At 33.8% G+C, this 14,015-nt stretch carries 10 protein-coding genes, 2 tRNA genes and 1 pseudogene; 4 read left to right on the top strand and 9 right to left on the bottom strand.

All coding sequences use genetic code 11. The features are described from left to right. Window positions 1–38: 38 nt before the first annotated feature. The 4 genes and pseudogenes from AC0L5U_RS05700 to AC0L5U_RS05685 all read left to right on the top strand — a co-directional run bounded on the left by AC0L5U_RS05700 (window position 39) and on the right by AC0L5U_RS05685 (window position 1,652). Window positions 39–1,127 (top strand): annotated as a pseudogene (locus AC0L5U_RS05700) (M42 family metallopeptidase). Window positions 1,128–1,228: 101 nt separating this feature from the next. Then, window positions 1,229–1,302 (top strand) — tRNA-Arg (locus AC0L5U_RS05695). A 21-nt stretch (window positions 1,303–1,323) separates the two neighbouring features. Then, a complete protein-coding gene (locus AC0L5U_RS05690; RefSeq protein WP_473415154.1) occupies window positions 1,324–1,584 on the top strand; it encodes a GIY-YIG nuclease family protein in 261 nt (86 codons plus the stop codon). Continuing rightward, window positions 1,583–1,652, top strand: a tRNA-Phe gene (locus tag AC0L5U_RS05685). The genes AC0L5U_RS05690 and AC0L5U_RS05685 overlap by 2 nt, the downstream gene beginning before the upstream one ends. A gap of 300 nt (window positions 1,653–1,952) precedes the next feature. On the opposite strand, the gene AC0L5U_RS05680 is transcribed toward AC0L5U_RS05685, so the two are convergent. The 9 genes from AC0L5U_RS05680 to AC0L5U_RS05640 form a co-directional block, all read right to left on the bottom strand. Then, a complete protein-coding gene (locus tag AC0L5U_RS05680; protein WP_473416177.1) occupies window positions 1,953–2,348 on the bottom strand; it encodes a M23 family metallopeptidase in 396 nt (131 codons plus the stop codon). A gap of 756 nt (window positions 2,349–3,104) precedes the next feature. Then, window positions 3,105–3,590, bottom strand: coding sequence for a hypothetical protein (locus AC0L5U_RS05675; protein ID WP_473415153.1), 486 nt, complete (start codon window positions 3,588–3,590; stop codon window positions 3,105–3,107). A 4-nt stretch (window positions 3,591–3,594) separates the two neighbouring features. Next, a complete protein-coding gene (locus AC0L5U_RS05670; protein ID WP_473415152.1) occupies window positions 3,595–3,957 on the bottom strand; it encodes a T9SS type A sorting domain-containing protein in 363 nt (120 codons plus the stop codon). Next, window positions 3,923–6,469, bottom strand: coding sequence for a right-handed parallel beta-helix repeat-containing protein (locus AC0L5U_RS05665; protein WP_473415149.1), 2,547 nt, complete (start codon window positions 6,467–6,469; stop codon window positions 3,923–3,925). The genes AC0L5U_RS05670 and AC0L5U_RS05665 overlap by 35 nt, the downstream gene beginning before the upstream one ends. 4 nt (window positions 6,470–6,473) lie before the next feature. Next, the gene (locus AC0L5U_RS05660) at window positions 6,474–7,742 is read right to left on the bottom strand and encodes a glycoside hydrolase family 117 protein (RefSeq protein ID WP_473415147.1); all 1,269 of its coding nucleotides are present in this window, start codon (window positions 7,740–7,742) and stop codon (window positions 6,474–6,476) included. Window positions 7,743–7,749: 7 nt separating this feature from the next. Continuing rightward, window positions 7,750–10,242, bottom strand: coding sequence for a glycoside hydrolase family 2 TIM barrel-domain containing protein (locus tag AC0L5U_RS05655; protein ID WP_473415144.1), 2,493 nt, complete (start codon window positions 10,240–10,242; stop codon window positions 7,750–7,752). 47 nt (window positions 10,243–10,289) lie between these two features. Next, window positions 10,290–10,583, bottom strand: coding sequence for a hypothetical protein (locus tag AC0L5U_RS05650; protein WP_473415142.1), 294 nt, complete (start codon window positions 10,581–10,583; stop codon window positions 10,290–10,292). Next, entirely contained in the window at window positions 10,529–12,085 is a 1,557-nt protein-coding gene (locus AC0L5U_RS05645; protein ID WP_473415140.1) for an arylsulfatase, read from the bottom strand. The genes AC0L5U_RS05650 and AC0L5U_RS05645 overlap by 55 nt, the downstream gene beginning before the upstream one ends. A 112-nt stretch (window positions 12,086–12,197) precedes the next feature. Beyond that, the gene (locus tag AC0L5U_RS05640) at window positions 12,198–14,003 is read right to left on the bottom strand and encodes a sulfatase-like hydrolase/transferase (RefSeq protein ID WP_473415138.1); all 1,806 of its coding nucleotides are present in this window, start codon (window positions 14,001–14,003) and stop codon (window positions 12,198–12,200) included. Window positions 14,004–14,015: the final 12 nt, after the last annotated feature.

Raw genomic sequence — 14,015 nt, 5'->3', positions numbered from 1 at the left:
ACATTTATATTATTATTTTAGTGCAAAACTTTTTATAAATGGCAAAGAAGAGCATACTTAACAAAAAGTCGCTAGATTTTTAGAAAAATATTTAAATAATGCAGCGCCTACGGGTTATGAGTGGGAAGGGCAAAAGCTATGGATGGATTACCTAAAACCTTATGTTGATGAGTTTATTACGGATACTTACGGATCTGCTGTTGGGGTAATTAACCCAGATGCGAAATATAAAGTAGTCATTGAGGGACATGCTGATGAAATTTCGTGGCACGTGAATTATATTAGTGATAATGGACTGATTTACGTGATTAGAAACGGAGGGAGCGACCATCAAATTGCGCCAAGTAAGGTGGTTAATATTCATACGAAAAACGGGATTGTTAAGGGCGTTTTTGGATGGCCTGCGATACATATCTCAGAAATAAGGCTAAGGAGGAGCCGCCTAAACCTGATAATATTTTCATTGATTGTGGTTGCGCTACTAAAGACGAGGTTGAGGCTTTAGGAGTTCATGTGGGTTGTGTGATTACGTATCCGGATGAGTTTCATATTTTGAATGATGATAAATTTGTGTGTCGTGCGATTGATAACCGTATGGGTGGTTTTATGATTGCAGAAGTAGCACGTTTACTGAAAGAGAACAAAAAGAAATTGCCTTTGGATTGTACATTACTAATGCGGTACAGGAAGAAATTGGTTTACGTGGTGCGGAAATGATTACCGAAACTATTAAACCAAATGTTGCAATTGTTACGGATGTGACGCATGATACGACTACGCCAATGATTGAAAAGAAAAAGGCGGGGCATTTAGAAATAGGTAAGGGGCCTGTTGTGGCTTATGCGCCTGCGGTGCAACAAAAACTACGTGATTTAATTACGGATACTGCGGAGGCTAAAAAGATCCCGTTTCAGCGTTCGGCATTGTCTAGAGCTACAGGAACGGATACTGATGCTTTTGCTTATAGTAATGGAGGTGTGGCTTCGGCTTTAATTTCGTTGCCTTTGCGTTACATGCATACTACCGTAGAAATGGTGCATAGAGCCGATGTTGAAAACGTTATTAAACTCATTTATGAGTCGCTACTAAACATAAAAGATGGCGATACTTTTAGCTATTTTGATTAAAAAAATTAAGTCTAAATTTAAAACATTTATCTTGTTTAATTAGTTATATGTTTTATATTTGCACACCGTAAAACAAAAATTATTTTTTTGTTTTTGGTTGAGGGCTCTTAGCTCAGCTGGATAGAGCACCTCCCTTCTAAGGAGGCGGTCGAAGGTTCGAATCCTTCAGGGCTCACTTAAAGCTTCACTATTTTTAGTGGAGCTTTTTTGTTGTATTGATATAGCACATTTTACTTACATACTTTATTCACAAGAAATAAACCGTTATTATGTGGATTTTACAGGTGATACTTTAGAGGAGAGATTGCGAAAGCATAACACGGATCATAAAGGGTATACTGGTAAAGTAAATGATTGGGAGTTGTTTATTTTGAAACTTACAATTCAAAAAAGGAAGCTTATGCACGAGAGCGTGAAATTAAATCTAAGAAGTCTAGGGTTTATATTGAAAGATTGATTAGCTCAGCTGGATAGAGCATTCCGCCAAAAGCGGAACAGTCGAAGGTTCGAATCCTTCAGGGCTCACAAAAAGCTTCACTATTTTTTAGTGAGGTTTTTTTGTTTTATACTTGTTTTAAATTTCATATTATGGCAAAAAAGGAAGCCCAAAGAATACTAAGAATAAAGCGAAGCACTCTAAATTAATGGAGCAAAAGAAGAATAAGCTTCGTAAAGAGAAAATAACTAGAAAAGATAAGTTACGGGCTATTATAGAAAATAAAAATCGTCTTGAAAGTTAAAAAAGGAAATCTTTACTGCTTTTATTGAAGCTTTTTATTTTTTTACAAGTATTTTATCAAACAAAATTTGTGCAGAGAATTCTATTTAATAATTCTTGGTGTAAATAACTTTTTCTTTTAATTCATTAATTACTTCTCCAGAGTTAATTCTAAACTTCATATTAAGAGTTTGATATTTATTGTGCTTATTTATTAAATATAAATCAATATGCAAATGTGGTCCAGTACTCCATCCTGTATTGCCACTAAAACCAATAAGCTGTCCTTTTTTTATTTTTTGACCTAATTTAACTCTAACTCCAAATTTTTTTAAATGTACGTACTGCATTATAGTGCCATCTGAATGGAGGATTTTTATAAAATTATTGAATTTAGCACAACTTGGTTCTGCACAGTTTTTAGAATTAGTTCTTATCAAATCTATAACTACACCATCTCTACACGCAAAAATTTTACTATTTATTTTCATAGAAAAATCAATTGCCTTTTTTTCTTGATGTGATGTTGCGCCATTATATCCTTGCCCAACTTTTTCTGATTTTCCTTTTTCAAATGGTAAATCATAAACGAAATCTTCGTCGTATTCTGTATCTGTTAAGTTGCCGAAGTAGACTTTTGTATTTCCTTTTTGAAACTTCCATCCTTTCTTTTTATCTATGGTTTTGAAAGTTACAACTGTAAAACCTTGAGTTCTAGCAGGGACAACTACATATGTTCCATTAGGTTTATCAGGTGTAAGATTTATTGGGTTGTAATCAAGTATAAAAGTAATTGGTGCAAAATTATAATTATCTACTATAGCTTTAGTTCCACCTTCAAATTTCTCCCATTTTGTAGTATAAGATTCTATCCATTTTTTTGTTTTGAGCTTTTGAGTATAATGAGCAAAATAAAAGAATAAATAAAATTTTTGCTTTCATAATTTAGTATCGTAAAGTTGATTTTTTTGTTTTTGAATATGATTAAGTAAATATGTTTTATCCATATTTATTAAAATCTATTCTTTGTTATTATAAGTAAGTTTTTATTCAGTACTAAAAGACCAAATTTGACCAATAGATTGTCCTCCTTTATCGTCTTTGGCAACTACTTTCCAATAATATGTAGTGCCTGCGTTTAAATTAACACTTAATGTTTTTTCACTAATAGCATCACCAACTTTAGTGAGGGAGGGTTTGCAGTATCAAAGTAAATATCGTAGGTAAGCGGATCATTATCTACATCGCTAGTATCCCATTCAAGCTGTGGTTGATGTGGTATTTAAAGATGCTCCTTTAGATGGGTTTACAGCTTGAGCAGGAAAAGGCAAATGATTTATTGTTGCATCACCTTCAGTATAAAATTGATAAACTGAAGAGTATCCACTTTCTAAGCCTTTATTATCTTTAGCTTTAACACGCCAATAGTATATGACACCTTTTTCTACGGTAACAGACTTAGTAATACTTGATGAATTTACTGTTTGATCTATAACACTAAATTGCGAGTCTTTTGAAATTTCAAGGATATAAGTCACTTGGTCGCCATTGGGGTCTGTAGCAGAGCTCCATGAAAATTCAAGCGTATTGGAAATGCATAACATATTATTTGTAGGAAACAATAAATTTGCCACAACTTCTGGGGCTTTGTTTTCTTCTGGGGTAGGAGCGTCATCATTACTTCCTCCCGAACAACTTATAAATATAGACGTAACTAGGGTATGTAAAAAAAATATTTTATTCATAATCTTATTTTTTAACAATTTTAAAGTTTACTGGTTGCTCTAATACTAATTTTACAAAGTACATTCCTGAAGTTTTACCATTTAAATTTAGTACTACTTCTCTTGAATTGATAGTGTAAACCTTAGAAGATATTAGTTGTCCTCTGATATCATAAATTTCTATTGGAATTCTACCCTCAGTTATTGGCAACGTGATTTTAAAATTACCCGATGTAGGGTTTGGAAAGGGTTGGATGTTAGAGTAAAAATCAATGGATTGTATTAACTCTCCTTCACATTCTTTATCTGTTTTTATTTTTACTGTATCTCCATGATTAACTTCAAGAGAAAATTTAGAAGACATGTGTGTTAAGCACTTCAGCATCATTAACAAATATTTTATAAGGTGCTGTTCCTTTTGTAACATTCACCTCTAGTTGTTTATTGTTTAAGTTTGATTTTAGTGTTATTTCTTCAGCAGCTTCTACTTTAACAATATAGCATTGATTTTGAGTGTCTCCTTTTATATTAATACAAATTTCATAATCATTAGGATCTATATTTTCAAATGTTTTTTCATTAGTAAAGTCATATACTTTCCCTTCAAAAGTCACTTCATAATCTCCCTGCTCACTAGCTGTAATAGTTAGAATGCCATTGTTTTTGTCTGGGCAGGTTTCAGAATTAACAGCTATAGTAAACTGTATTTTGGATAGTAAAATCCGGGTTTCTAAAAATTCTGGTGTTACTAATGTAGAGCCAGCGTTTAAAACTCTATCACTTCCTTCTAATGCACCACAATCTGGTGTTGCTCCATTTGTAATACCTGTTAATTCGACACCAGCATTTTTTGCAGCAGAAGCGTTAAGTAAAGTGAAGTCTCCATTGGTGGCATCTGCAAAGTTACTACCTTGGCTTGCGAAATCTAACAATACGTTGTTCTCAGGATTAAATTGATAACCATAATTAGAACAATGAGCTGTATAAGCATTAAAATCTGTAGTATTTAAACTTGGGCTTGGATTTAAGTTAACCCAACCTTGATTTGCCCCTGTTGCACTTAGTTTTTGACGAACATAACTAAGCCTATAATTAGATCCATTCATAAAAACATTATTTGCAAAATGTCCATCTTCCATACTTCCAGAAGCATCTTCTTCTGGAATTCCAAGTTGTTGCCAGTTATCAATTTCTATATTCCAAATGCTACAAAACTCATCATAGTTCCAAATAGTATTATTATAATAATTTACAGGTTCTTGCATTCTGTTGTAACGAGGCCCTAAATATAAAAATTCACCAACGCGTTCTATTTCAATAGATCCTGTATAATTATCTGCTTTAAAATTATAGATAAGGTTATGGTGAGCTGTATAATTTTCTGTATCCTCCATATAGAAAGCTACAATTTTTTGTTTGTTGTAACCTCCATCAGACACAGGTAAACCGGTAACATCATGAACTTTATTATAGGCAATTGTGGCGCCTTTTAAGTCCAAAGACCCAATTCGCCCTGTGCTTGTTGCTTCCAATGGACCTGCATCTTCACCCATTTTCATAGATCCATAAAAATCTGAATCTAAAATATCCACTTTAGCGTCGCCTCCATCAATTCTAATTTGAAATCTGCCAGCTTCACCAAAAGTACATTTACTAATACTTGTATTATCAGATTTGTTGATATGTATACCTGAAGTAAAAACACCAATCCACCCAAAATCTTCTATAATACAATTTTCAAAAGTGTTATTTTGACCAGAGCGCAGAGCTACCATATTCCCCCAACTATGTCCTATATAAGTGTTTTTGAATGTGTTATTTGAACTGTTACTTAGGTAAATACCTTTATTGTCAGTATCATTTTGTCCATATCCAGTAGGTGTCCAAAAAGGATATAAATATCTAAAAGTACTATTATCTATTGTAACATTATTTGTGGATTGCGCATCTACATTACCTGCAACAAAGTTTATTCCCGAAATAGATATATTACTCCTATTATTTAAAACAAGTACTCTTTCTCGGGTTTGAAGTTCTAAACGATTTTTATTTATGTTTTCACTTGCTTTTGGGTAATAATACAACTTATTGTTATCGATAAACCACTCACCAGGAGTATCTACCAAGTTTTTATGAAGCACAAAACCCCAACTAAATTTAAATCTTGTTGATGCTATAGCGCCATCAGATTTCCAATCTGTATTGTTATTAATGGCTTTAAAAGATACTGTGTTTCCTGAATTTGAAACTATATTACCATATACATACCTTCTCATTTTACCAGTCATAGCTCTAATAACACCTCCTGTTAAATCTACATTAGGTATAGTAGTGTCATCGAAAGTAATTTGTCCCGTTGCATTTGCTCCAGAAGGTTTTGTCCCATTAATTAAAGGCGCATATCCACCTTCATTATTATGAGAAATTACTTCCATCATTTGATCTATAGTTCTGTTTGGGTGTCTGCCTAAATTTCGAATTTTTCCATTTGAAAACAATTGGCTATAATCTGTTTCAATATTTAAACCAGAGATATCAGTAACTTTTACTCCTGCTGCCATACCAGTTGCATCTGTCCAAGTTCCTGTTACTAAATCTGCTCCAGTTACCAATACATATTCATCATTAAAGTTTTTAAGAGTAAGGTTGTTTTTGGTTATTAAAATGCGTTCCCTGTAAATTCCTTCATGGACTATAATAATGTCTCCACTTGATGCTTGATTTATCGCTTCGGTTATAGAATAAATTTTGCTAGGGTCTTGAGTTACTATAGTTTCCTCCCAAGGAATTTCGGTAGAGTATACATGTACTTCATTCTGTGCAACAATTTCAGAAAAGCTTATTAAGCTTAATACTGAAGTTAAAGCAATAGTGATAAACAATCTTTTTTTTGGATTCATTTTTTTATTCTGAAAGTTTGTTATTTTCTTCAGCAATACGCTTTTTTTGTTTTTCACTCAAACTACGTTTAAAATAATCTTCAGGTTTGTAATTAATTCTTGGTTCTTTCATTTCAGGGTCGTGTAAATCTTTACTTAAATCACAATCAAAGCGCGTAAGAATAGAATGAAATTTATCTTTTCCGCCAAGATTAATAAAATGTGCCATTCCCCAAGTAATGCCACGTCCATCTTTGGTGTCTGTAAAAGCATCTGGAACAAAAGGAGCAGCGGCGTAAGGCATCATTTCTGTTATAGAAGCGATTTCGAAGTTTACACCATCTTTAGCAAATTGTACTGTATTGTGTTCATTTCCATCTTTGTAAACTAAAGCAGCAATACCGTCTTCAAAAGGGAAAAGTGACGTTTCATGACCTGAAGAAATTATTGGATTTAATGGGTGTTTTGTGAAAGGCCCTAAGGGATTATCGGCAGTTGCTAAACCTTGCATTCTAATCCAATCACCTTTTTTACCAAAATCTGATTTATAATATAAATATATTTTTCCGTTATGAACTAAAGGGTAAGGGTCGTGAATAGAATATTGATCCCAAGCGCCTTCGCCACCATTTGGAATTACAATTTTATTATAAGGCGTCCAAGGACCATCTGGTGAATCTGCATATGAAACAGCTACTGGACAATCGTCTCCACGTTTACCGCTGGCCTCCATAAAACCTTGATAGTATAAATAGTATTTACCTTTCCATTGTAGTATATCTGTTGTAGTAACAGCTCTCCAACCTACAATTGGTTTTTTAGGTCTTTTAATAGCAACCCCTTGTTCTTCCCAATTGAAACCGTCAGTACTTGTAGCGTACCAGATTTCGGCTAAATCCCAATCTGCTGAAGGGATAATATCGCTAGACTTTGCTGCACCTTGTGGAGGAGTTGGTGTATTTCTATACGTATACCAAACGTAATATTTACCATCATGAAACAATACTTTTGAAGGGTCTCTGCGAGATATTGTGCCATCATGATTATTATAATCAAAGCCCTTAATGTCTGTATATTTAAACTGCGAAAAGAGTTCGTTATCCTGTGGTTTTGGAGCACTATAATTATCATATAAACGATTTAAAGCCGCGCTTAATTTAAAATTTGGTTTTTCATTTGGTAGTTTTTGAGGAAAGGTACCATGCTCTAGAATTGGTTCTTGTTCTTCAGATACTTCTTGATTACAAGAAAGTAGCAAGCTTAAAATGCTTAATATAAATAGCGATTTTTTCATAGTTTGTTTATTGAATAGTTATAGTTACTGTTTGAGTTTCAAAACCTTTTACTTTAGCATTGATTTTTACTGTTCCTTGTTTTCTAGTAGATTGAATAATTGCCAAACTTCTACCTTTAGCAGTTGTAATTTTTTTAGATTTAAAATCCTGAATATTACTTCTTGCTCCATTATCAACACCTAACCAGCGAGAGTTTCCTTCAATAATAAACTCAATATCAGCATTTTCGGTTTTAACGTCATGTCCGTTTTTATCTATAAGTTGTACTTCCAAATGTGCTATATCATAACCATCTGCTTCCAACACTTTTTTGTCTGCTGTAAATTTTATAGCTACTGGTTTTGATGTGGTGTTTAGTTCTGTCACTATTTCTTTACCATCTAAACTTGCTTTAGCAGTAAGTGTTCCAGCTTCATAAGGAATTGTCCATCTGAATAATTTATCTGGGCTCATTTCTCTGCTTCCTAAAGAACGTCCATTAAGAAATAATTCCACAGCAGTATAGTTTGTGCAAACTTCAACAACAACAGGTTCTCCGTCTTTGTAATTCCAATGCATATTAGAATCTCTCCATTTAAAAGCATTACTATTTTCTGGTAATTGTTGCCCAGAAATACTAGTTTGCTTGAACCCTGATTTAGAGACAGGTAGCGTTCCTATAGAAATATGGGGTTCATCTACCCAAATACTTTTGAAGTAGTTCCAACCTTGGTATTTAAATCCTGCTAAATCCAATAAATCTCCCCAACCACTTTTGTTAGGCCAATCGCCATGACGTTCGCCCATGTAATCAATGCCGGTCCACATAAAAATGCTAAAAACCCCTGGATGGTCTTCAACTTGTTTCCAATCGTCCCATGTGCCTGGGTTTTCGTTAATGGTAATATGTCTATTAGGCCAATGCTTAATAGCCCAAGGAATATCAAGGTTTCTGTAGCTAAATCCCGAAATATCTACTGCATCTGCATATCCACTAACCATACTTGTTTGAGGTACTACCATATTGGCAGTAACCACTCTAGTCGGGTCTAATTCTCTGGTCCATTTGGCTAGTTTATGAGCTGTTTCGGCCAAAATATACTCGCCTTTTTCAGCCGCGTCATAGTTAGCTTTAATCTCTTCGGGTGTTAAAATAGGGCCGCTGCCCCAATATTTTCCTGATTTCTGAGGATCATTAGGATCTTTCCAAAAGCCAGTATCATATCTATAGTGTAAATAAGTCCACTCAATTTCATTACCTATACTCCATTGAAAGACAGAGGGGTGATTTCTGTCACGCAACATGGTGCGGGTTAAGTCTGTTTTTGCCCATTCTTGGAAATGCTCCACATAACCACGCGTGATATAGTCGAAGCTACGGTCGTGATAGTTTGTTCTTTTGTCTTTAGCATAGTCCCATTCGTCAAAAAATTCGTCTTGAATAAGAATACCCATTTCGTCACAGAGTTCTAAAAACTCTTTTGAATAAGGGTTGTGTGCTGTACGAATGGCATTAACGCCACAGGCTTTCAATGCTTCTAAACGTCTTTTCCAAACCCCTTTTGGAACTGCTGAACCAACTAGGCCTGCCGCATGATGAAGACAAACACCTTTAATATTTGTAAGTTTTCCGTTTAGTTTAAATCCGAAATCTTTACTAAACTCTAGGCTACGAATACCAAATCTAGTGGTGTATTCATCAACTGTTACTCCATTCTTTAAAACTGTAGTTACTGCTTTGTATAAATTTGGAGATGTTATATCCCAAAGTTGAGGATTGCTCACTTCTAAATTTTGAGTGAATGTTTCTTTTGTTTTTGAATTCAATGAAAGCGCATTGGAACTTTGAGCAATCATACCACCCGAAGGGTCTAAAATTTTAGTTTCTAAATTGAAAAAAGCAGCATCCGCATATTGGTTTTCAACATCAATTTTAATTTGAACTTTTGCAGAATTGTCATCAATTTGAGGTGTGCTGATAAAAGTACCCCAAATAGGAATATGCAACTTGTCCAAAACCACCAGTTTTACATTTCTATAAATTCCACTACCCGTGTACCATCGGCAGTCGGCATATCTCGAACGGTCTACATGCACTGCTAAAATATTGTCCGACCCATCGGTTTTTAATAAATCGGTTAAATCGTAATTGATAGGGGAATAGCCATAAGGGTTAAACCCTAACTTAGTACCGTTTAGCCAAAACGTAGCGTTATTGTAAACCCCATCGAAATTGATAAACGTACTTTTTTCAGTAGGAGAAGCAGGTGTTTTAAAATGCTTTTGATAAATACCTACGCCACCAGGTAAATAACCAGTTGCACCTTCCCATTCTTCGCTAAAAGATTGTTCTACACTCCAATCATGTGGCAAGCGAATATCTCTCCATGAGTTATCATCTAGAGGAATAGTAGTTGGTAATTCTTTATCTTCTACTAAAGTAAATTTCCAATCGAAATTGAAATCTGTTTCGCGTTCTAATCCAGTATTTTTAGTTTGATTTTGCGTACATGATGACAAAAGCAAAATGTTTAGCAATGCAATAAATAGTAGTCTCATTAGTGTGTCTAGTCGTTTGTTTGTAAATATTTGATATAGGTGTAATATACACCATAAGTTTCATCTCCTTCGATAAAATCTGTGGTTAAAAATGTTTTTCCTTTTTCAAGTTTAACATCAAAAATAATTTCTATATCATCTTTATTGATGTTTTTTTCAAGAATTTGATTTGCAATATTGATTTGAACTTTTTTAGGAGTAATAGTTTTATAAGTAAACCAGTTTTTTGGATTTTTGTTTGGAATTCCTAAAATTGGTCCCTGACATTCTTTTGGCCATCTTCTACAAGATATTCTATACATTCCTTTTTTTCAATTTTTAGTGCATGCGTGTCATTTTTATTTTTTAAGCCCTCTGCAACCTGTTCACTTTTCCATATAGGTTTATCATCACCTATAGCGTGCTGGATAGTAAGTTTTATTTCGTTTTGAGATTTGTTTCCAATAATTGAAGTAGGAAACTCGTTATATTCTTTGTTTAATTTAGTTTCTTTTAAGAATGTTTCATTATCCTGAAGCATTTGTTCTACTATCTTTGGGTATTGATTGGCAACATTGTTTCTTTGTTTACGGTCTTTTTCAATATCAAAAAGTTGTTTACCGTTTATTAGTCTCCAATTATCTTTTACAATACAAGTGTTATCAACATCTAAAGGTTTTTTCCAATCTTGACGGTTGTGTACAAATATTGTTCTCTCCTCTAGCTTATCTTTTTTCTTATGTAGAAGAGGTGTTAAGTCTAAACCATCTAATTTAGTGTCTTTTGGAATAGAAATATTGCATAAACTTGCCAATGTAGGTAATATGTCTACATGGGTAGTTGTCTCATTAATATCCCATCCGCCTTGAATATTTCCGTCTTTCCAACGGATGAAAAAAGGTACACGATGTCCGCCTTCAACTCTTTGAGTTTTTCTTCCTCTAAGTCCCATATTGTATCCCATGGTTTCATCTCGACTAATGCCACCTGTTGCTCCATTGTCTGTCATGAAAATTAGAATAGTATTATTAGCAATTTTATTTTGTTTTAGGTAATTTTCAAGCTTCCCGAAGTTTTCATCAATATTAGCAATCATACCAAAGAATTTAGCATTTGGGTATGCTTTGTTTTCTAATGCTTTATAAGGTTCAACATATTTGTCGTCTATATAATGTGGGCTGTGAGGAGCATTTGTAGGTAGATAAATGAAAAAAGGTTTCTTGCCATCTTTAGCATTATCCATAAATTTTATGGCTTCTTTAAACCACACATCAGTACAGTATCCTTTAAAAGGTTTAGGTTCATTGTTGACGTAATACGTATCATTAAAATAATTATTTCCCCAATAGTCTGACAATTCACCAACTCCTCCAGCAAGATGGTGAGTAGCTACATCAAAACCACAATCTGTAGGACGCACAGGATAATTATCTCCTAAATGCCATTTTCCAAACATACCTGTTTTGTAACCATTTTGTTGAAATAATTTTGCGATTGAATTTGTGCCTTCAGTTAATGCATCTCTACCTTTATATGTTGCCCAAGCACCATTATTAATTGGATATCTCCCTGTGATTATAGCTCCTCGTGTAGGTGTGCAAACAGGACTAACATGATAGTCTGTAAATCGAACAGATTCGTTGTAAAATGAATCAATATTTGGTGTTTTTAACCAAGGGTTACCATGGCAACCTAAATCGCCAATACCTTGGTCATCAGTTAAAACTAGTATAACATTTGGTTGCTTTGTTTCTATTTTTTTACCGTTACAACTAACGCTAAAAAAAACAATTGCAAGCCAAATAAAAAGTTTTTTGATATACATCAGTTATTCTTCTAAATATTTAATATTTGTCTTTTTTTGAGCGTAACTAAATTGAACTAAAAGTACAATTAAGGATATTTTGAAGACGTATTTCATTTAAACATTAAATTAATTATAATTTTAATTTATAATCATGCGCTCCAGGAGCAAAATTGCTGCGAAATATTTTGGTTCCAGTACCTTGTCTTTCCCAATTAATTTCAACACGGTTGTCGCCCAAAACAATGTTTAATAATTTATCTTTCATCTTTTTTGCTATCGTTTTGTATGTTTTATCGAAAGCAATATTATTGATTTCTTTAGGGTCTTTCTTTGTATCATATAATGCAGGATCTAGATCTTCCCAAGAGGCCGATAATGCCCAAAGCAAATTTTCGCCTTCTTTTCTAGTAGGTCTTGTTTTTATTGAAAGCACATAATCTTTGGTTCTAATATAAGCTCTTGGACCAATAACAGCATGTGTTTCACCAATAATATAATCTCTTACTGGTGCTTCTTTAGTTACTATTTTTGCTAAGTCTAAACCATCTAAATAGTTGTATTTTTTTGATTTTATATCAGCTCCTGCAGCACTTAAAGCCGTAGGAGCAATATCTACGAACTCTGTAAATTTTCTAACTACTTTTCCAGCTGGAAATTTTTCTTTATCTGAAGAAACAACAATCATAGGGTTATGGCTATCCCATTCCCAAGGTGTAAATTTTGAAGTAGCACCATGCTCATTTAATTTCCATCCATGATCGCCACAAACATAAATAATCATCCAAGGCTGATTATGTTTTTCGCTATAAGCCACAAAGTCTTTTGCTGCTTTACCAACAAGTCTATCTCCATAAGCACAGAATGCATAGTAATCCTGAATCATTTTCTGTAATTCTTCTTTAGACATATGATCTGTATACTTGTTTTTAAGCAACTTTTTCATCTGTGTGGCGATTGCTTCTAATTCCTTTTCTGTTACTTTAGGAATTTTGTAGGTATGCTTTTGGAAACGCTCGCGATAATCGGCTGGAGGTAAAACAGGAGTATGTGGAAAATCGAAACCTATATGAGCAAACAGAGGTTTTGATGGATCAACCCCTTTAAATTTTAACTTTCCAGCATTAAACAGCTTGTTTTCATTAACTAAGTATTCATTAAGAAAATGTGCGTAATAACCATCCCGAGTTTTTCCTGCTGGTTGCGGACTTACTCCAGAAATAATCATGCCTTTTGATATAGATTCTTTTTCACCTTTTTTGTAATGTCGTATTAGGTCATACTTTTTTGTAACTTTTTCCGCTACAACTCTATACTTTTCATCTTGCTTTATTAATTCGTCACACACGTATTCAAAATCTCCTTCTGCATTAATAAATAATTCAGCCCTGTTTACTGGTTTGTCCAATAATTTTCCGTCTATTTCCTTGATGCTTCCATAGGTGTGATCTGCTAATCCCTCAAATCCTAAACTTCTAAAATCCATATCAATTTGATATACATTATGTTTTTTTGAATTTCCCTTATCATCTAATCCTTTAAGTCTATAACCTAATTTACCAACATGAAAGGTTTGATATCCTAATGGAACTAACTGTTCTGGAAGAGAAGGTTTCATGTGTTCCGCTTTATTGTTATGCCACTCAAATTCATAAATACCAGACCTGAAGGTGTAACGCCCTTGATGCATTACCGCCCGTGATGGAGCACAACCCGTTGCTTGGCAATAGGTGTTTATAAACGTAGTACCTTGTTCTGCAAGTTTATCAACTTCGGGAGATTCTATATACCCCAACTTACTCATTTCTTGACCATCAATTTCTTTATTAAAGGTTTTTACCGAATCGTACCTTTGATCATCCGTTAGTATAAATAAAATATTTGGTTGTTTTGAGTTTTGAGCGACTATAAATTTACACCCGAAAAAAACTAATAGCACTAAAAAAATATT

Source organism: Jejuia sp. G7-7 (assembly GCF_055808955.1).
Note: the sequence above shows the minus strand (reverse complement) of the source record. Positions and strands in the feature narration are given on the sequence as shown.